This window comes from Zoogloea oryzae, from assembly GCF_030161255.1.
Lineage (GTDB): Bacteria > Pseudomonadota > Gammaproteobacteria > Burkholderiales > Rhodocyclaceae > Zoogloea > Zoogloea oryzae.
Map to the genome: position 1 here is coordinate 1 of NZ_BSPX01000087.1, position 17,016 is coordinate 17,016.

Annotated in this window: 18 protein-coding genes; 12 read left to right on the forward strand and 6 right to left on the reverse strand. The window is 67.5% G+C overall.

Features of this window, described 5'->3' with window-relative positions; genetic code table 11:
- The 3 genes from QQK25_RS19840 to ppa all read left to right on the forward strand — a co-directional run.
- The coding region (locus tag QQK25_RS19840) for an HAD-IC family P-type ATPase (RefSeq protein ID WP_284189513.1) at positions 1 to 559 on the forward strand (559 nt) is incomplete at its 5' end.
- Between the two features lie 11 nt (positions 560 to 570).
- The gene (locus QQK25_RS19845) at positions 571 to 777 is read left to right on the forward strand and encodes a heavy-metal-associated domain-containing protein (protein ID WP_153161300.1); all 207 of its coding nucleotides are present in this window, start codon (positions 571 to 573) and stop codon (positions 775 to 777) included.
- A 60-nt stretch (positions 778 to 837) separates the two neighbouring features.
- Complete coding sequence (gene ppa, locus QQK25_RS19850; protein ID WP_153161301.1) at positions 838 to 1,365, forward strand: inorganic diphosphatase; 528 nt, start codon at positions 838 to 840, stop codon at positions 1,363 to 1,365.
- 139 nt (positions 1,366 to 1,504) lie between these two features.
- On the opposite strand, the gene QQK25_RS19855 is transcribed toward ppa, so the two are convergent.
- Positions 1,505 to 2,740: a BaiN/RdsA family NAD(P)/FAD-dependent oxidoreductase gene (locus tag QQK25_RS19855; protein ID WP_284189514.1), complete on the reverse strand. Its 1,236-nt coding sequence runs from the start codon at positions 2,738 to 2,740 to the stop codon at positions 1,505 to 1,507.
- A gap of 114 nt (positions 2,741 to 2,854) precedes the next feature.
- On the opposite strand from QQK25_RS19855, the gene QQK25_RS19860 reads away from it, so the two are divergent.
- From QQK25_RS19860 to QQK25_RS19870, 3 genes are all read left to right on the forward strand, one after another.
- Entirely contained in the window at positions 2,855 to 6,547 is a 3,693-nt protein-coding gene (locus QQK25_RS19860; protein WP_284189515.1) for a DUF748 domain-containing protein, read from the forward strand.
- Positions 6,548 to 6,563: 16 nt separating this feature from the next.
- Positions 6,564 to 6,860 (forward strand): 4a-hydroxytetrahydrobiopterin dehydratase, encoded by a 297-nt coding sequence (locus QQK25_RS19865; protein ID WP_284189516.1) that lies wholly within the window; start codon positions 6,564 to 6,566, stop codon positions 6,858 to 6,860.
- A 94-nt stretch (positions 6,861 to 6,954) separates the two neighbouring features.
- Positions 6,955 to 7,893, forward strand: coding sequence for a tetratricopeptide repeat protein (locus QQK25_RS19870; RefSeq protein WP_284189517.1), 939 nt, complete (start codon positions 6,955 to 6,957; stop codon positions 7,891 to 7,893).
- A gap of 30 nt (positions 7,894 to 7,923) precedes the next feature.
- Here QQK25_RS19870 and smpB read toward each other — a convergent pair whose 3' ends face one another.
- Positions 7,924 to 8,370 (reverse strand): SsrA-binding protein SmpB, encoded by a 447-nt coding sequence (gene smpB, locus QQK25_RS19875; RefSeq protein WP_284189518.1) that lies wholly within the window; start codon positions 8,368 to 8,370, stop codon positions 7,924 to 7,926.
- Positions 8,371 to 8,465: 95 nt separating this feature from the next.
- On the opposite strand from smpB, the gene QQK25_RS19880 reads away from it, so the two are divergent.
- Both QQK25_RS19880 and QQK25_RS19885 read left to right on the forward strand, forming a co-directional pair.
- Positions 8,466 to 8,903 (forward strand): type II toxin-antitoxin system RatA family toxin, encoded by a 438-nt coding sequence (locus tag QQK25_RS19880; RefSeq protein ID WP_284189519.1) that lies wholly within the window; start codon positions 8,466 to 8,468, stop codon positions 8,901 to 8,903.
- 2 nt (positions 8,904 to 8,905) lie between these two features.
- Positions 8,906 to 9,247: an RnfH family protein gene (locus QQK25_RS19885; protein ID WP_284189520.1), complete on the forward strand. Its 342-nt coding sequence runs from the start codon at positions 8,906 to 8,908 to the stop codon at positions 9,245 to 9,247.
- 14 nt (positions 9,248 to 9,261) lie between these two features.
- Here the strand turns inward: QQK25_RS19885 and QQK25_RS19890 are convergent, their stop codons facing one another.
- The gene (locus QQK25_RS19890; protein ID WP_284189521.1) at positions 9,262 to 9,750 is read right to left on the reverse strand and encodes a DUF4124 domain-containing protein; all 489 of its coding nucleotides are present in this window, start codon (positions 9,748 to 9,750) and stop codon (positions 9,262 to 9,264) included.
- Positions 9,751 to 9,831: 81 nt separating this feature from the next.
- On the opposite strand from QQK25_RS19890, the gene guaB reads away from it, so the two are divergent.
- Positions 9,832 to 11,292 (forward strand): IMP dehydrogenase, encoded by a 1,461-nt coding sequence (gene guaB / locus QQK25_RS19895; protein WP_284189522.1) that lies wholly within the window; start codon positions 9,832 to 9,834, stop codon positions 11,290 to 11,292.
- A 135-nt stretch (positions 11,293 to 11,427) separates the two neighbouring features.
- A complete protein-coding gene (locus QQK25_RS19900; protein ID WP_284189523.1) occupies positions 11,428 to 12,159 on the forward strand; it encodes an ABC transporter ATP-binding protein in 732 nt (243 codons plus the stop codon).
- A 91-nt stretch (positions 12,160 to 12,250) separates the two neighbouring features.
- Here QQK25_RS19900 and hpnE read toward each other — a convergent pair whose 3' ends face one another.
- Genes hpnE through hpnC form a run of 3 tightly spaced genes read right to left on the reverse strand, consistent with a single transcriptional unit; the run spans position 12,251 to position 15,255 of the window.
- The gene (gene hpnE, locus QQK25_RS19905; RefSeq protein ID WP_284189524.1) at positions 12,251 to 13,579 is read right to left on the reverse strand and encodes a hydroxysqualene dehydroxylase HpnE; all 1,329 of its coding nucleotides are present in this window, start codon (positions 13,577 to 13,579) and stop codon (positions 12,251 to 12,253) included.
- Between the two features lie 13 nt (positions 13,580 to 13,592).
- The gene (gene hpnD / locus QQK25_RS19910) at positions 13,593 to 14,429 is read right to left on the reverse strand and encodes a presqualene diphosphate synthase HpnD (RefSeq protein ID WP_284189525.1); all 837 of its coding nucleotides are present in this window, start codon (positions 14,427 to 14,429) and stop codon (positions 13,593 to 13,595) included.
- A gap of 4 nt (positions 14,430 to 14,433) precedes the next feature.
- The gene (hpnC, locus tag QQK25_RS19915; RefSeq protein ID WP_284189526.1) at positions 14,434 to 15,255 is read right to left on the reverse strand and encodes a squalene synthase HpnC; all 822 of its coding nucleotides are present in this window, start codon (positions 15,253 to 15,255) and stop codon (positions 14,434 to 14,436) included.
- Positions 15,256 to 15,433: 178 nt separating this feature from the next.
- Here hpnC and QQK25_RS19920 point away from each other — a divergent pair, with 178 nt between their 5' ends.
- Together QQK25_RS19920 and QQK25_RS19925 are read left to right on the forward strand one after the other, a co-directional pair.
- The gene (locus QQK25_RS19920; protein WP_284189528.1) at positions 15,434 to 16,087 is read left to right on the forward strand and encodes an ABC transporter ATP-binding protein; all 654 of its coding nucleotides are present in this window, start codon (positions 15,434 to 15,436) and stop codon (positions 16,085 to 16,087) included.
- A partial coding sequence (locus QQK25_RS19925) for an ABC transporter permease (protein WP_284189527.1) occupies positions 16,084 to 17,016 on the forward strand: 933 nt, incomplete at its 3' end. The genes QQK25_RS19920 and QQK25_RS19925, both read left to right, overlap by 4 nt.

The following is a 17,016-nucleotide window of genomic DNA, read 5'->3' on the forward strand; positions in this document are numbered from 1 at the left end:
GGGTGCGCTGGGCATCGCCGACCCGCTGCGGGCCACCTCGAAGGCGGCGGTGGCGCGGCTCCAGGCGATGGGCGTGCGGGTGGTGATGCTGACCGGCGATCATCCGGCGGCGGCGGCGCGCATCGCGGCTGAGGCCGGCATCACGGATTTTCGCGCCCAGGTGCTGCCGGGCGACAAGGCGGCAGCGGTCGAGGCGCTGCGGGGCGACGGGCTGGTGGGCATGGTCGGCGACGGCATCAACGACGCGCCCGCGCTGGCTGCGGCGGATGTGTCGTTCGCCATCGGCGCGGGCTCGGACGTGGCCATCGAGGCGGCTGATCTGACCCTGGTGCGCAACGACCTTAACAGCGTGGCCGACGCGATCTCGCTGTCCCGCGCCACGCTGGGCAAGATCCGCCAGAATCTGTTCTTTGCCTTCATCTACAACGTGCTGGGCATTCCGGCGGCGGCGCTGGGGCTGCTCAATCCGGTGATCGCCGGGGCGGCGATGGCGATGAGCTCGGTGTCGGTGGTCAGCAATTCGCTCCTGCTCAGGCGCTGGCGCGCCGGGCGCAACTGAAAGGAAACCAGATGGAAAACGTGACGATCAAGGTGGGCGGCATGAGCTGCCAGGGCTGCGTGAAGAACGTGACCGGCGCGCTGTCGGCGCTGGATGGCGTGGCTGGGGTGGCGGTGTCGCTGGAGGCGGGCGAGGCGAAGGTCGATTTCGATCCGGCCAGGGTCACGCCGGCGGCGCTCAAGTCGGCGATCGAAGATGCCGGTTTCGATGCGACCTGATTTCATCGGAGTCACTTATAATCGCGGGCTGTTTTCACATATCAAGGGAGGCTGAAAAAGATGGGTTTCGATCAAGTCAAGTCCGGCAAGGACGTTCCGAACGACGTCAACGTGATCATCGAGATCTCCGCTCAGGGCGATCCGATCAAGTTTGAAGTGGACAAGGACAGCGGCGCCGTCTTCGTCGACCGCTTCATGGGCACCACCCTGCGTTACCCGATCAACTACGGCTACATCCCCCACACCGTTGCCGGCGACGGCGACCCGGTGGACGTGCTGGTCGTGGCGCCCTACCCGCTGCAGCCGGGCGTCGTGATCCGCGCCCGTCCGGTCGGCGTGCTGAAGATGGAAGACGAAGGCGGCGTTGACGCCAAGGTCGTGGCCGTTCCGGTCTCCAAGCTGACCCCGCTGTACGACAACGTGAAGACCCTCGACGACCTGCCGGAGCTGCTGCTGAAGCAGACCCAGCACTTCTTCGAGCACTACAAGGATCTCGAGCCGGGCAAGTGGGTCAAGGTGACCGGCTGGGGCAGCGTTGAAGATGCAAAGCAGGAAATCCTCGACGGCATCGCTGCTGCCAACAAGTAAGCGATTTTCCCGCTGGATGAACAAGGCCCGCCGAGTGCGGGCCTTGTTTTTTGTGGCGGGCGAATGGTGCTGGCGATTCGGTCATTCGCTGCAACAAATGCACGTTGATTGTTGCTGATTTGGCAACAATCCGCCCGCCTCACACCGCCTGACCCGCCGCGTAGCCGCTCGCCCAGGCCCACTGGAAGTTGTAGCCGCCCAGGTGGCCGGTGACGTCCATCACCTCGCCGACGAAGTACAGCCCCGGCACGCTGCGCGCCTCCATCGTCTTGGACGACAGCGCCCGCGTATCCACGCCGCCCACGGTGACTTCGGCCTTGGCGTAGCCCAGCGTGCCACCAGGCGTGATCGTCCAGCCCTCGAGCGCGGCGGCGATGGCGTCGAGCTCCTTGCCATTGAACTGGTTGATCGGCTTGTTCCAGCCGCGCTGGTCGCACCAGGCGTGGGCGAAGCGCTTGGGCAGGCGGTCGGACAGCAGGTTGCCCAGCAGCGTCTTGCCCCGGGCGCGCTCGCCAAGCCAGGCGCGCACGTCTTCCGCCGGGAACAGATTGACGGCGATCCGGCTGCCGCCTTCGGTGGCGCCCGGCGCGGCGTCGTAGTCGCGGCTCTGCCAGTAGGACGACACCTGCAGGATAACCGGGCCGGAGAGACCGCGGTGGGTGAACAGCAGGTTCTCGCGGAAGCGCCCCTCGCCGCACTCGGCCACCGCGTCGAAGGCCATGCCGGCCAGCTCCTTGTAGATCGCCAGCTCGTCCGGCCCCAGGGTGAGGGGCACCAGGGCCGGCTTGGGCGGCACGATGGGCAGGCCGAACTGTTCGGCGATCTTGTAGCCGAAGGGCGAGGCGCCGATCTTGGGGATCGACAGCCCGCCGGTGGCGACCACCAGGCTGGCGCAGGTGAAGCGCCCGTGGCTGGTGTCGAGGGCGAAACGTTCCGCCGCGTCGGAGCCGGGTGTGATGTGCCTGATCTCGCAGGGCATGGCCCATTCCACGTGGCCGTCCTCGCAACCGGCACGTAGCATGTCGATGATGTCCTGGGCGGAGTCGTCGCAGAACAGCTGGCCGTGATCGCGCTCGTGCCAGGCGATGCCGTGGCGCTGGATGCGCTCGAGAAAATGCCCCGGCGTGAAGCGCGCCAGGGCCGAGCGGCAGAACTGGGGATTGCGCGACAGGTAGTTGGCGACGCTCACGTCCAGATTGGTGAAGTTGCAGCGGCCGCCGCCCGAGATGCGGATCTTCTCGGCCAGCTTGGTGGCGTGGTCGATGATGAGCACGCGGCGTCCGCGCTGGCCGGCTTCGGCGGCGCACATCATGCCGGCGGCGCCGGCGCCGATCACGATGACGTCAAAGCGGACGGGCTGGTGGGGGCGGTTCATGGTGAGGATGGGGCTGGAACGGGCCCGCAGGATAGTCCGCCCCTTGTCCTGGCGCAAACTGGGCGCACGATGCCATTCTCAGGTTCGCTTCGGCCTGCTAGGCTTGGACGATAAATGAACGCGCGCACCGGGTTGGGGCGCGGCGACGGGCAGAACAAAAAGGAAGCCGATATGGAGCAGCAACCCAGGGCCGCGCGGCGGCCGCTCAAGTGGGCGCTGTGGGGCGCGGGGATCGTGGCGGTGGTCGGCGTGGCCGGCTTTTTCGTGGCGCCCCCGCTGGTCAAGTCGATCGCCGAGGAGAAGCTCTCCGAGCAGCTGCACCGCAAGGTGACGATCGAGGGCATCTCGATCAACCCGTATGCGCTTTCGGCCGAGGTGCGCGGCTTCCGGATGCTGGAGCCGGACGGCAAGGCGACGGCGGTGAGCTTCACGTCGCTGTACGCCAACGTCGAGGCCGAATCGCTGTTTCGTGGCGGCATCGTGGTGCAGGAGGTGAAGCTCGTCGAGCCCGCGGTGAGCGTGGTGCGGCTGGAAGGCACGCGCCTCAACTGGTCCGACGTGATCGACGAGATCCTCAACAAGCCGGACGACGGCTCGAAGAGCCTGTTCTCGGTGCATAACATCCGCATCGAGAAGGGCCGCATCGACATCGACGACCGGCCGGTGGGCCAGAAGCACGAGATTGCCGATCTCGAGCTGGGTGTGCCCTTCGTCTCCAATCTGCCGTCCCAGGTGGAAACCTTCGTCGAGCCGCTGCTGGCGATGAAGATCAACGGCACGCCCTTCGAGGTGCGCGGCAAGGCGCGGCCGTTCTCCGCCACCCGCGAATCGGTGGTCGATCTCAAGTTCGACAGCTTCGACCTGACCCGCTATCTGGCCTACGTGCCGATCGACAAGCCTTTCCGGCTGCCCTCGGCCCGGCTGTCGTCGGATCTCCAGCTCTCCTTCGCCCAGCCTGCCGGCGAGGCGCCGAGTGTGACGGTGAAGGGTGGCCTCGGCCTCGATGCGGTGGAGATCCAGCACGCCGATGGTCGGCCGGCGATCAAGCTGCCGTCGGTGAAGATCGGTATCGACAAACTGGCGCCCCTGGCGGGCGAGCTGGCCCTGGGCACGGTGGCGATCGACAAGCCGGAGTTCGTCGTCGGACGCGATCGGGAAGGGCGCATCAGCCTGCTGTCGCTCGTCCCCAAGCCCGCCGCCGCCAAGCCGGCCGAGCCCGCGCCGGCCGACAGCAAGCCGGCCAAACCGTTTGCGCTGAGTCTTGGCGAGTTCAGGCTCACCGGCGGCAAGGTGGATTTTTCGGACGATCTGCCTGCCGGCACCTTCACCAAAACCCTGCAGGACATCCACGTGTCGCTGCGCAAGTTCCGGCTGGCGGGGGGCGAGCCCGCGGCGCTGGAGTTCGGCTTTGCGACGCCTTCCGGCGAAACCCTCGAGAACAAGGGCAGCGTCGCCCTGTCGCCGCTCAAGGCCGCAGGCACGCTGGAGCTCGCCGGCTTCGATCTGGTGAGCCCCAAGCCGTATGTCGCCGCGGCGCTGCCGGGTGGGGACGTGGTGTCCGGCAAGTTCGACGGCAAGATCGCCTACGACGTGGTGCAGGAAGCCGGCGGCGAGCCGAAGGTGAAGCTCAAGGCGGAATCCCTGGCCCTGAAGGGTGTGGGCGTGCAGCTCAAGGGCGAGAAGGCGCCGCTGCTGAAGCTCGGCGCACTCGACGTGCGCGATGCCGACGTGGATCTCGCCGCCCGCAAGGTGACGGTGGGCGAGGTGAGCAGCAAGTCCACGCGGGTGGCGCTGGTGCGCGACAGGAGTGGTGATTTCAACGCCCAGAAGCTCGCGGGCGCAGCCCCGGCAGCCGCCCGGAAGCCTGTCGCCAAGCCTGCGCCCGCCGCCAAGGCCGGGCCCGACTGGCTGGTGGAGGTGAAACGGGTGGCGCTGGACGACTGGGGCGTGCGCGTTGAAGACCGCACCCTGACGCCGTCCGTCGTGCTCAACGCCGAGCCCATGTCCCTGAAGATCGACGGGCTTTCGACGGCCAAGGGCAGCAAGGCGAAGCTCAACCTGCAGGCGGCCATCAACAAGCGCGGCAAGGTGGGCGTCGGCGGCACGGTGGGGCTGACGCCGCTGGCGGGCAGCCTGGATCTCGACCTGAAGGCAGTGGATCTGGCGATGCTCCAGCCCTACGTGACCGAAAAGGTGAAGATTGCCATCACCCGCGGCAGCGTGACGTCCCGCGGCAAGCTGGCTTTCGAGCTGCCGCCGGGCGGCGCGGTGAAGGGCGGCTTCAAGGGCAACCTGACCATCGGCGACTTTGCGTCGGTGGACAAGCTCAATGCGGCCGACTTCCTCAAGTGGCGCTCGCTGTACTTTGGCGGGATGGACGTGCGCCTGTCGCCGCTGGCGGTGAATATCGACGACATCGCCCTGACCGATTTCTACACCCGGCTGATCCTCAACGCCCAGGGCGGTCTCAACCTGCGGGAGATCACCGCCCAGCGGGCCGAAGAGGAAAAGGCCGCCAACGACGCCGCAAAGGCCAACGGCAAGGCGCCGCTCACCGCGCCGGCCCCGGGTGTTGCGGTGGCGACGACTGCGCCCCCACCCGAGGCGCCGATCCCGATCTCGATCAAGCGCATCACCCTGCAGGGCGGCAACATCGCCTACAGCGACCGCTTCATCAAGCCCAACTACGACGCCAACCTCACCGGAATGGGGGGGAAGCTGGTGAATCTGTCGTCCAACCCCGACGTGATCGCCGAGCTCGATCTGCGCGGCCGGGTGGATGATTCGGCGCCGGTCGAGGTGATCGGCCGGTTCAACCCCTTCCGGCAGGACAAGGCGCTGGACATCCGCGCATCGGTGAAGGATTTCGAGCTCTCCAGCGTGTCCACCTACGCCGGCAAGTACGTGGGCTACGGCATCGAGAAGGGCAAGCTGTCGGCCAATCTCAACTACAAGATCGTCGACCGCAAGCTGACCGCCACCAATCAGGTCTTCCTGGATCAGCTGACCTTCGGCGACAAGGTGGAGAGCCCGAGCGCCCTCAAGCTGCCAGTGCTGCTGGCCGTGTCGCTGCTCAAGAACAGCCGCGGCGAGATCGACCTGGACCTGCCCATCGGCGGCTCGCTGGATGATCCCCAGTTCAGCGTCGGCGCGATCGTCGTCAAGGTCATCGTCAATCTCGTCACCAAGGCCGTCACCTCGCCGTTTGCGTTGCTCGGGTCGATGTTCGGCGGCAACGCCGAGGAGCTCGCCTGGCTGGATTTCGACCCCGGCTTCGGTCGTCTGCCGGAAGGCGCCGACACCAAGCTGCAGTCGATCGCCAAGGTGATGAACGAGAAGCCGGGCCTCAAGCTGGACATCGCCGGCCGGGTCGATCCCGTTGCCGACCGGGACGGCCTGCGTCGGGCGATGCTGGTGGGCAAGGTCGAGGCGCTGAAGGTGAAGGACATGGCCAAGTCGGGCGAATCCGCCGGAGAGGACGGCCGCGTGCGGGTGACGCCAGACGAATACCCGGCGCTGCTCACGCGGGTCTACAAGGACGAGAAGTTTCCCAAGCCGCGCAACATGGTGGGGCTCACCAAGGAGCTGCCGGTGGCCGAGATGGAGAAGCTGATCATCACCAACACCACCGTGGCCGACGAGGATGTCCGCCTGCTCGCCCAGCGGCGCGCCCAGAACGTGAAGAACTGGCTGGTGGCGAAGGGCCAGGTGCCGGCCGAACGCATCTTCGTGCTGGCTGGCCGCGAAGGCGACGACGGCAAGCAGCCGAAGGCCAGGGTCAGCCGCACCGACTTCTCGCTGCGCTGATCATCCAGGAGAAACCATGCGCCCTCAGAAACTCGCCCCCGCAGAGCAGGCCGAACGCCTGGCTGGCCTCGACGGCTGGCAGCGTGTGCCGGGCCGCGAAGCCATCACCCGCAGCTTCCGGTTCGCCGATTTCAACGCCGCCTTTGGCTGGATGGCGCGGGTTGCGCTGATGGCCGAGAAGCTCGACCACCATCCCGAGTGGCGCAACACCTACAACCGCGTCGAGGTGGTGCTCAGCACCCACGACGCCGGCGGGCTCACCGAGCTGGATTTCCAGCTCGCCGGTTTCATGGATCGGGCGGCGCTGGGCTGACGCGGTTTTGCCGCATTGCGGAATGCTTGTCTTTCCGGAGGGTGATACCCTTCGCAGAAAAAATCGACAAGAACCCGGCGGGAGAGGACAGCAGATGCATCTGACGTTTGACTGGAGTACGACCCTGCGCCGAGTGCGCGGGCGGACGAGCTTCGTTCCGGACGCGGTTGCTTCGGCCGGCACGCGCTGCGGCTGGAAGCGTTTTCCTTTCGGCGACCGCATCTACCGCTACGGCGGCGATGCCCTCGCCACCAACTGGGCGCGCCTTCATGCGGGCGACGCCGAACCTTATCCCGACGTTGCCGCCCTGGGGCGCCTGGTTCGTGCCAATCCGGCCCTGGGTGCGCGGGTGCCTGATCTGGCGGCCGCCGCGCGCGACGTGGAAGAGGCCTGGCGGGCCTATCACGCGGGCGACTTTGCCGAGGCCGTCGACCGCGGCGAGGCGGCTGGCCCGGTGGGCACGGTGGTCGCCGCCAGAGCGGCGATCGTCTACGCCACCCATCTCGAAGAAGACGAAATGCGTCGCGCGGCCATCCTGCGGGATACCGTCGATGCCTGTTCGGTGCTGGTGGAGCTGGCGCCCAACTGGGCCAACGCGTGGTTCGTGAATGGGCTTGCCATCGGCCGCTACTGCCAGCACGTGCCGCTGGTGCGCAGCCTGGCGCGGGGGCTGGGCGGCAAATCGCGGGAAGCCCTGCAGCGGGCCCTGCAGCTTGAGCCCGGTCACGCCGATGCTCACGCCGGGCTCGGCATCTACTGCACCGAAGTCATCGACAAGGTGGGGGCGATGGTGGCCGCGCTGACCTACGGCGTGAAGAAGGAAACCGCCATCGAACATTTCGAGGCGGCCCGCGCGCTCAATCCCCGATCGCCGACCACCTTGGTGGAATACGCCCGGGCGCTGATGCTCGCGGGTGGGGCTGCCAGCCTGGGGCGGGCTCACGCCCTCTTCGCCGAGGCCGCCGCCTGCCAGCCTCTGGATGCCCAGGCCCGGCTGGATGTGGAGTGGGCGCGGGCGGAACTCGCTGCCTAGCCTGGCTGCAGCCCGGCCGGGCGGTGCAGGTCAGACCTTGGCGCGGATCAGGCGTGCCTTTTCCCGTTCCCAGTCGCGTTCCTTCTCGGTCTCGCGCTTGTCGTACTGCTTCTTGCCCTTGGCGAGGCCCACGCTCACCTTCACGCGGCCCTTGGTGTAGTGCAGGTCGAGGGGCACCAGCGCGTAGCCGGCCCGTTCGACCTTGCCGATCAGCTTGGCGATCTCCTCGGCGTGGAGAAGCAGCTTGCGGGTGCGGGTCGGGTCGGGGTGGATGTGGGTGGAGGCGGATTCGAGGGGCGTGATGTGCATGCCCACGATGAAGATTTCCGCCCCGCGGATCACCACGTAGCTTTCCTTGATGTTGGCGCGCCCGGCGCGGATACCCTTCACCTCCCAGCCTTCCAGCACGAGGCCGGCTTCGTATTTATCCTCGATGAAGTAATCGTGGAAGGCCTTGCGGTTGTCGATGATGCTCATGGCGATAGGCTCGTGGATGGCGCCGCCTTGGCGCGGGCCGGGTGGGACGCGTAAAATCGCGTATTTTAACAGGTCGCATCCCCGCTCGCTCCCCGATGGCTGCCGTCAAGAAAATTGTCCTGATCGAGTTTACGCCGGTCCAGATGTTCGATCTGGTGGACCGCTGCGAGGATTACCCCAAGTTCCTGCCCTGGTGTGGTGGCAGCGAGGTACATGGCCGGGATGAGAAGATCACCCGGGCAACCCTGCACATCAACTACCACGGCATCAAATCCCATTTCAGCACCGAGAACGAGAAGGTCTACCCTTCCCACATGCTGATCCGCCTGACCGACGGGCCCTTCACCCATCTCGACGGCTCGTGGGATTTCACCCCGCTGGGTGACGCCGCCTGCAAGGTCGAGTTCAATCTGCGCTACGAATTCTCCAGCCGCCTCATCGAGAAGGCCGTCGGGCCGGTGTTCAACCACATCGCCAACACCTTCGTCGATTCCTTCGTGAAGCGAGCCGCACAAATCTATGGACGGAAATGACCATGTCCGCTGACGCCAGCCAGGATTCCATCAACGTCGACGTCTGCTATGCCCTGCGCGACCGCCAGGAGATCGTCCGGCTCAAGCTGCCGGCCGGCGCCACGGTGCAGCGGGCCATCGACGCTTCCGGTCTGCTCCAGAAGCATCCCGAGATCGACATCGTCAAGACCAACAAGCTGGGCATCTTCGCCAAGCTGGTGAAGGCCGACACCGTGCTGCGCGACCGGGACCGGATCGAGATCTACCGCCCGCTGATCGCCGACCCGAAGGAAGTGCGCCGCAAGCGTGCCGAAGAGGGGAAGGTCATGAAGAAGGGCGGTGGCCCCGCCGAAGAGGCCACCTGAAGGGCTGCCGCCGCTCAGCGGCAGGTCTTGTCGACGATGCGGCGGGTGCGCTCGATGGCGGCGCTGCGCTCGTCGTCATCCAGGAAAACCCGTTCGCCGTTTTCGTCGAAGCGGCTCATCCGCTGGCCGCTCTCCAGCGCGGTGAGCTGGGCGCGGTTTTCAGCGCATTCGCGCTGCCGTGCCTGGTCGTTGGCCTGGGCCTTGCGAGCTTTCTCCTCGGCTTCCGCGGCTTCGGCGCGGCGCTTGCGGAAGGCTAGCTCCTTTTCGGCGTAGCTTTGCTGGGAGGAGGGGGACGCTGCCGCGGCGGCCTCGCCACCTTCGGCCGTTCTGGCTGGAGGCTGGGGCGTAATCGAGCCCTGACGGACCGTGCGGACCTTGGCGTCTGGCGGCGGCATGTCGGAGTAGTGCACCTGCCCGCCGGCGTCCTTCCAGCTGTAAATACCCTGTCCGAAGGCTGCCGATCCGGTGCAAAGCAGCAGAACAAGGAAAAATTTGCGGAACATCAGAAACTCCAGTCAGACAAAGCTTTTGCCGGGAAGCGGCGACCTACGTATAATACGGATTTGATTCAAGGGATTAAAGCCATGCGAGTGATTCAGAAGGCGCTGACGTTCGATGACGTCCTTCTCATCCCGGCCCATTCCAGCGTTCTCCCGCGCGACGTCAACCTCCAGACGAAACTCACGCGCAACATTACCCTGAATATTCCGCTGGTGTCCGCAGCCATGGACACCGTCACCGAAGCGCGTCTTGCCATTGCTCTCGCCCAGGAAGGCGGGATCGGTATCGTTCACAAGAACCTTACCGCCCAGCAGCAGGCCGCCGAAGTGGCCAAGGTAAAGCGCTTCGAATCGGGCATCCTCAAGGATCCGATCACCATCCCGCCGACCATGACGGTCCGCGAGGTGCTGACCCTGACCCGCAGCCACAAGATCTCCGGCCTGCCGGTGGTCGAGAACGGCAAGGTCATCGGTATCGTCACCAACCGCGACACCCGCTTCGAGACCAATCTCGACCAGCCCGTGTCCGCCATCATGACGCCCCACGCGCGCCTCGTCACCGTCAAGGAAGGCACCAGCCTCGAAGACGCCCGCGCGCTGATGCACAAGCACCGCCTGGAGCGCGTGCTGGTCCTGAATGACGCTGGCGAACTGGCCGGCCTCATCACCGTCAAGGACATGATGAAGTCCACCGAACACCCGCTCGCCGCCAAGGACAGCCTCGGCCGCCTGCGCGTGGGCGCCGCCATCGGCGTCGGTGCCGGCACTGAAGAGCGTGCCGCGCTGCTGGCCGAGGCCGGTGTGGACGTGATCGTCGTCGATACCGCCCACGGCCACTCCCAGGGCGTGCTGGATCGCGTCAACTGGGTCAAGAAGAACTTCCCGCAGGTCGAGGTCATCGGCGGCAACATCGCCACGGCTTCTGCCGCGCTGGCGCTGGTCGAAGCCGGCGCCGACGGCGTCAAGGTCGGCATCGGCCCGGGCTCCATCTGCACCACCCGCATCGTCGCCGGCGTCGGCGTGCCGCAGATCACCGCGGTCGACAACGTCGCCACCGCGCTGGCCGGTTCCGGCGTGCCGCTGATCGCCGACGGTGGCATCCGCTACTCCGGTGACATCTCCAAGGCCATCGCCGCCGGTGCCAACGTGGTGATGCTGGGCGGCCTGTTTGCCGGCACCGAAGAAGCGCCGGGCGAGACCGTGCTGTTCCAGGGCCGTTCCTACAAGTCCTACCGGGGCATGGGTTCGCTGGGCGCGATGCAGCAGGGCGCCGCCGACCGTTACTTCCAGGACAACGAAGGCAACGTCGACAAGCTGGTGCCGGAAGGCATCGAAGGCCGCGTGCCCTACAAGGGCGCGGTGACCGCGGTGATCCACCAGCTGATGGGTGGCCTGCGCGCCTCCATGGGCTACGTGGGCTGCGCCAGCATCGACGAGATGCGTACCCGCGCCGAGTTCGTCGAGATCACCTCGGCCGGCATCCGCGAATCCCACGTCCACGACGTGCAGATCACCAAGGAAGCGCCGAACTACCACGTGGATTGATCGCCCGCGATCGTCCCAGAAAGAAGGCAGCCGCGAGGCTGCCTTCTTTCGTTTGGGCGCCGGTGTCACCAGCGGGCGGCCGGTGGATAATCCCCCTCCTGCTGAACCTCTCCGCGTTTGCGCACTCCATCCGTCATGCTCAATCGAACCCGCACCGAAACCTCGACGACCGCTAACCTGCTCGAACCCGTGGTGGAGGTCAGCCATCTTTCCCGCGCGGTGACGTCCGACGACGGCGCCAGGCTCTCCATTCTCGACGACGTCTCCTTCACCATCGCGGCCGGCGAGGCGATTGCGATTGTTGGCGCGTCCGGTTCGGGAAAATCCACCTTGCTGGGCTTGCTGGCCGGGCTGGATTCGCCCAGCGGCGGCAGCGTGCGCATCCGTGGGCAGGATCTGTTCGCCCTCGACGAGGACGGCCGGGCGGAGCTGCGCGGCGCCTGCGTGGGCTTCGTGTTCCAGTCTTTCCAGCTGCTGCCGGCGCTCACTGCGCTGGAGAACGTGATGCTGCCGCTGGAACTGGCCGGCCGCCGCGATGCGCGGCAGGAGGCCGAAAGCTGGCTCGGTCGGGTCGGGTTGTCAGGGCGACTGGGGCATTACCCGCGCCAGCTCTCGGGCGGTGAGCAGCAGCGGGTCGCCGTGGCCCGCGCCTTCGCGCCCCAACCCGCGCTGGTGCTGGCCGACGAGCCCACCGGCAACCTCGACGTGGCCACCGGCGAGGCGGTCATCGAGCTGATGTTCTCTCTCAACGCCGAATCCGGCACCACGCTGGTGCTGGTGACCCACGACAACGCCCTCGCGGCCCGCTGCGGCCGCACGCTGCGGCTGGCGGCGGGGCGTCTGGAGTCGTCGACGGCGGCCCTGTAGGTCGGACTTCAGTCCGACAAACCCTGCCTGATCAACCCGCGCTGTCGGACTGAAGTCCGACCTACAGAATGCGACTGGCGGCGCGCAGGATTTAGGGCGCGCTGAGCAGGTTCTGCTCCCGCAGCCCGCAGCGCTTGAGGATGCTGCGGCCGGCGATCACGCCGCTCTGCACCGCGGCTTCGATCGTTGCCGGGTATTCCGACGCCACGTAGTCGCCGGCCAGCCACAGGCCGGGATGGGGCGTGGCGCAGCGGGGCCGCTCGATGCCCGGCGTGCAGGCAAAGGTGGCGCGCTTTTCGGTGATGATCTGCGCCCATTTCAGGGCCGGCAGCGGGCCGAGGATGGCTTGGAGTTCCTGCAGCAGGGCGATCTCCAGCGCGTCCTTGCCGATCTCCTGATGGGCGCCGCTGGCGCTGATGACCACGCTGACCAGCCCCTCCGGCCCGCCCAGCGCGGCGCGGTCGAAAGCCCACTGGCCGTAGCCGCCGCTCATGCCGATCATCGGCTCGGGAAACTTCACCGGCCCGTCGAAGGCCAGCCAGGCGGTGACGATGGGCTCGTGGCGCAGCGCGTCGATCCGTGCCACCACCGGCGCCAGCGCGGGCAAGGGCTCGACCAGCGCGGCCACGTGGTAGGGCGCGCTGGCGACCACCACGTGGTCGTAACGGGTGCTCCACGGGTCGCCGTCGAGGCGGAAATATTCGCCTTCGGGCTGAATGGTCTTGATCGGCTCGGCGGTGCGCACCGTGTGGCCGCGCATCGCCAGCCAGCGGGAAGCCGGCACCGGAAAGAGCTCCGACAGATCGACCTTCGGCAGCAGCAGATCCGAGGCCGACGCCGACGCGCCAAGGCTGTCCCGCAGCACGTTGGCGAAGACCTGGGCCGAGGCCTGGGCGACCGGCGTGTTGAGCGCCGCGACGCACAGGGGTTCCCAGATCAGGCGGGTGAGGGTGTCGGTCTGGCGGGTTTCGGCGAGCAGGGCGGAGACCGGGCGATCCGGCTCGACGACGAACTTGCGGCCCTTGAGCTGGCGCATCAGCCGGGCCATGGCGAGCTTGTCAGCAAGCACGAGGCCGCGGGCGGTGAGGAGGCCCAGCGCCAGATGCAGCGGCGCCGGCAGCGGGGCGGCGCGCAGCGCGCACAGGCCGGGGTAGACCAGCGCCAGCCGGCGGGTTTCAAGCACGCTGGGCTTCACGCCCACCAGCCGCAGCATGCGCAGGGTTTCGGCGTAGGCGCCGAGGAGGATGTGCTGGCCGTTATCGACCCGGTAGCCATCCTTCTCGACCACCCGCGCGCGGCCGCCGAGGGTGCGCGAGGCTTCGAACAGCGTGACCCGCGCGCCGCCGCGGGCGAGGGTGACGGCCGCCGCAAACCCGGCGTAGCCGCCGCCGACGACGGCGACCTGGGGCGTGAGGCTCATCGTGCGATGCCGCTCATGCCCCGAACCACGTCTTGCCGGCGAGCCAGATCTTGCGTAGCGGGGTGAGGGAGGTGCGGCGGTCGAGCACCAGAAAGCCGTCGGCCTCGATCTCGTCGAGGAGGGTGCGGTAGATGGCGGCCATGATGAGGCCGGGGCGCTGGGCCTTGCGGTCTTCGGCCGGGAGCTGGGCGAAGGCCTGCTCGTAGAGCTGGCGGGCGCGCTTGGCCTGGAAGGCCATCAGCTCGCGGAAACCGTCGGAATACTGGCCGTCGAGGATCTGCTTGGCCGGCACGCCAAACTGCTGGAGCTCGTTGATCGGCAGGTAGATGCGGCCCCGGCGGGCGTCTTCGCCCACGTCGCGGATGATGTTGGTGAGCTGGAAGGCGAGGCCCAGATCGTGGGCGTACTTGAGCGTCTGGCGGTTAGTGTAGCCGAAGATCTCGGCCGACAGCAGGCCGACCACGCTGGCCACCCGGTAGCAGTAGAGGTTGAGCGCCTTCCAGTCGAGGTAGCGGGTCTGCTGGAGATCCATCTGCATGCCGTCGATGACTTCGAGGAGCAGCTCGCGGGGCAGGTTGAAGCGCTGGATGACGTCTTTCAGGGCTTGGCCGACCGGGTGCTGGGGCGTGCCTTCGTAGATCAGCCCGACCTGATGGCGCCACCAGTCGAGGGTGGTGTGGGCGATCTGCGGGTCCTGGCATTCGTCCACCACGTCGTCCACCTCACGGCAGAAGGCGTACAGGGCGATGATCGCCTGACGCCGCTCGGGGGGCAGGAACATGAAGCTGTAGTAGAAGCTGGAGCCGCTGGCGGCGGCTTTCTCCTGGCAGTAGGCGTGGGGATCGGTCATGGGGCTAGCGGGTGAGAGCGCGCCAGGTGAGGCGCAGCCAGTCGGCTTTGCCCAGGATCGGGCGGTGGTTGAAGACGTCGTAGGCGTTGGCTTCGATCTTGTCGAGCACGCCGAGGCCGCCCTGCACGATGAGGCGCAGCTCCCAGCCGATGCGGCCGGGCAGGCGGCGGGCGAGCGGCGCGCCGTGGAGCATCATGGTGCGGGCGCGCTGGATCTCGAAATCCATCAGCGCCGAAAACTGGCGGGTGACCTCGCCCCCGGCGATGCAGGCTTCGGTGACGCCGAAGCGCTCCATGTCGGCCTGGGGCAGGTAGATGCGCTGCTTCTGCCAGTCGATGGCCACGTCCTGCCAGAAGTTGATGAGCTGCAGGCTGGTGCAGATCTGGTCGGACATTGTCAGGTTGTCCGGCGTGGCGGCCTTGTACAGGTGCAGCAGCAGCCGGCCCACCGGGTTGGCGGAGCGCCGGCAGTAGTCGGCCAGATCGGGGAAGTCGGCGTAGCGGGTCTTCACCACGTCCTGGCTGAAGGCGTCGAGCAGATCGAGGAACAGGCTGATCGGCAGCTTGAACTGCCGGACGTTGTCGGCCAGGCGGTTGAAGATCGGCGCGAGGCGCGGATCGTCGATGGGCTTGCCCTGCTCGATGCAGAACAGCGCCCGGCGGTAATCGTTGAGGTGGGCGAGGCGCACCATCGGCGGCGCGTCGCCCTCGTCGGCGATGTCGTCGGCCGAGCGCGCGAAGGCGTAGATGGCCTCTACCGGCTCGCGCAGATGCGCGGGCAGCAGGAAGGACGCAACCGGGAAGTTTTCGTAGTGGTCGACGGACATGGGCGGGCGGAGTATACCGGGCTCGGTGCGGCGTGAGGGGCGCGCAGAACTGCAGCTCCTACTGTAGGTCGGACTTCAGTCCGACAGACGAGGATTGCTGAAGCAGTGCTGTCGGACTGAAGTCCGACCTGCAGGAATGGCCCCCGCTCACCGCTTCCCCTCACTCCTTACCGCCGCAATGCTCGAAATCCACGGCCTCTCCCGCCACTTCAACGGCCGCCCGGTGCTGGCCGGGATCAACCTCTCCCTCTCGCCCGGCGAATACGTGGCGATCGTCGGTGAATCCGGCGTCGGCAAATCCACGCTGCTCAACCTGATCGCCGGGCTGGATCGGCCCGACGGCGGCACGCTGGTCCTCGACGGCTGCGACTACGCCGGGCTGGATGAAGACGCGCTCACCCGCCTGCGCCGGGACAAGCTGGGCTTCGTGTTCCAGGCCTTTCATGTGCTGCCCCATCTGACGGTGCGCCAGAACGTCGCCTTGCCCTTGTGGTTGCAGGGCGTGGATGGCGATGCGGCGGATGCCCCCGCGCAGCAGCTCCTCGACGCCGTGGGCCTGGGCGACCGGGCCGGTAGCTGGCCGCGGGAGCTTTCCGGTGGCGAGATGCAGCGGGTCGCCATCGCCCGGGCGCTGGTGCATCGGCCGCGGCTGGTGCTGGCCGACGAGCCCACCGGCAACCTGGACCCGGCCAACGGTGCGCGGGTACTCGACCTGCTCGCCACCCGCATCCGCGAGGCCGGCGCCATCGGCATCCTGGTCACCCACTCGCTCGAGGCTGCCGCCACTGCCGACCGGGTGCTGCGCCTCGACGCCACGGGGCTCCACGGATGAAGGCGCGGGTGCTGGTGCCGGTTTTCCTCGGCTCGCTGGGCCGGCGGCGGGTGGCCACGCTGTTCTCCTTTGTCGCCATCGTGCTGGGCGTGGCGCTGGGGATGGCGGTGCAGGTGGTGCATGAGGCGGCGCTGTCGGAGTTTGGCCGCGGCATGCGCAGCCTGTCGGGGCTGGCGGATCTGCAGGTGGCGGGGCCGAAGGGCGGCTTCGATGAAGGCCTTTACGCGACTCTTGCCGCCCGGCCGGAGGTGGCCGAGGCGAGCCCGCTGGTGGAGCTGGATCTCAAGCTGGTCGGCCGTGACGAAACCCTGCACCTGCTGGGCGTGGATATCTTTGCCCTGGCCCGGGTCGCGCCCCGGCTGCTGCCGCGGCCGCGCGATGAATCGGCGCGCTTTGCGGTGCTGGAAGATGACGCACTGTTCCTCAGCCACGCCGCGGCGGACGCCCTGAGCGCAACGCCCGGCAAAAGCCTGCGGGTGCTGGCTGGCGCGGCGGAGGTGGATCTCAAGATTGCCGGCGATCTGCCCGGCGTGGAGGACGGCCGCCGGCTGGCGGTGATGGACATCGCCGCGGTGCAGGCGCGCTTCGGCCGCGTCGGGCGCCTGTCGCGGATCGACCTGAAGCTGGCCGAGGGCGTGACGCCGGACGCGGCCATCGCCCGGCTGCAGCCGCTGCTGCCGGCGGGTGTGGTGGTGACCGCCCCCGAGGCCGCCGAGGACGAAGCGGCCAACCTCTCCCGCGCGTATCGGGTGAATCTCACCATGCTGGCGGCGATTGCGCTGGTGACGGGGGGCTTTCTGGTCTTCTCGGCCCAGGCCTTGTCGGTGGTGCGGCGGCGTACCGAATTTGCCTTCCTGCGCGCCATCGGCCTTGCCCGGCGGCAGCTTCGCGGCTGGCTGCTGGCCGAAGGCCGGGCAGTGGGGCTGGCC

What these genes read in the sequence shown, in the direction of transcription:
- QQK25_RS19845 (WP_153161300.1), top strand. Translation starts at nt 571, where the DNA reads ATGGAAAACGTGACGATCAAGGTGGGCGGCATGAGCTGCCAGGGCTGC.
- ppa (WP_153161301.1), top strand. Translation starts at nt 838, where the DNA reads ATGGGTTTCGATCAAGTCAAGTCCGGCAAGGACGTTCCGAACGACGTC.
- QQK25_RS19855 (WP_284189514.1), bottom strand. Translation starts at nt 2,740, where the DNA reads ATGAACCGCCCCCACCAGCCCGTCCGCTTTGACGTCATCGTGATCGGC.
- QQK25_RS19860 (WP_284189515.1), top strand. Translation starts at nt 2,855, where the DNA reads ATGAACGCGCGCACCGGGTTGGGGCGCGGCGACGGGCAGAACAAAAAG.
- QQK25_RS19865 (WP_284189516.1), top strand. Translation starts at nt 6,564, where the DNA reads ATGCGCCCTCAGAAACTCGCCCCCGCAGAGCAGGCCGAACGCCTGGCT.
- QQK25_RS19870 (WP_284189517.1), top strand. Translation starts at nt 6,955, where the DNA reads ATGCATCTGACGTTTGACTGGAGTACGACCCTGCGCCGAGTGCGCGGG.
- smpB (WP_284189518.1), bottom strand. Translation starts at nt 8,370, where the DNA reads ATGAGCATCATCGACAACCGCAAGGCCTTCCACGATTACTTCATCGAG.
- QQK25_RS19880 (WP_284189519.1), top strand. Translation starts at nt 8,466, where the DNA reads ATGGCTGCCGTCAAGAAAATTGTCCTGATCGAGTTTACGCCGGTCCAG.
- QQK25_RS19885 (WP_284189520.1), top strand. Translation starts at nt 8,906, where the DNA reads ATGTCCGCTGACGCCAGCCAGGATTCCATCAACGTCGACGTCTGCTAT.
- QQK25_RS19890 (WP_284189521.1), bottom strand. Translation starts at nt 9,750, where the DNA reads ATGTTCCGCAAATTTTTCCTTGTTCTGCTGCTTTGCACCGGATCGGCA.
- guaB (WP_284189522.1), top strand. Translation starts at nt 9,832, where the DNA reads ATGCGAGTGATTCAGAAGGCGCTGACGTTCGATGACGTCCTTCTCATC.
- QQK25_RS19900 (WP_284189523.1), top strand. Translation starts at nt 11,428, where the DNA reads ATGCTCAATCGAACCCGCACCGAAACCTCGACGACCGCTAACCTGCTC.
- hpnE (WP_284189524.1), bottom strand. Translation starts at nt 13,579, where the DNA reads ATGAGCCTCACGCCCCAGGTCGCCGTCGTCGGCGGCGGCTACGCCGGG.
- hpnD (WP_284189525.1), bottom strand. Translation starts at nt 14,429, where the DNA reads ATGACCGATCCCCACGCCTACTGCCAGGAGAAAGCCGCCGCCAGCGGC.
- hpnC (WP_284189526.1), bottom strand. Translation starts at nt 15,255, where the DNA reads ATGTCCGTCGACCACTACGAAAACTTCCCGGTTGCGTCCTTCCTGCTG.
- QQK25_RS19920 (WP_284189528.1), top strand. Translation starts at nt 15,434, where the DNA reads ATGCTCGAAATCCACGGCCTCTCCCGCCACTTCAACGGCCGCCCGGTG.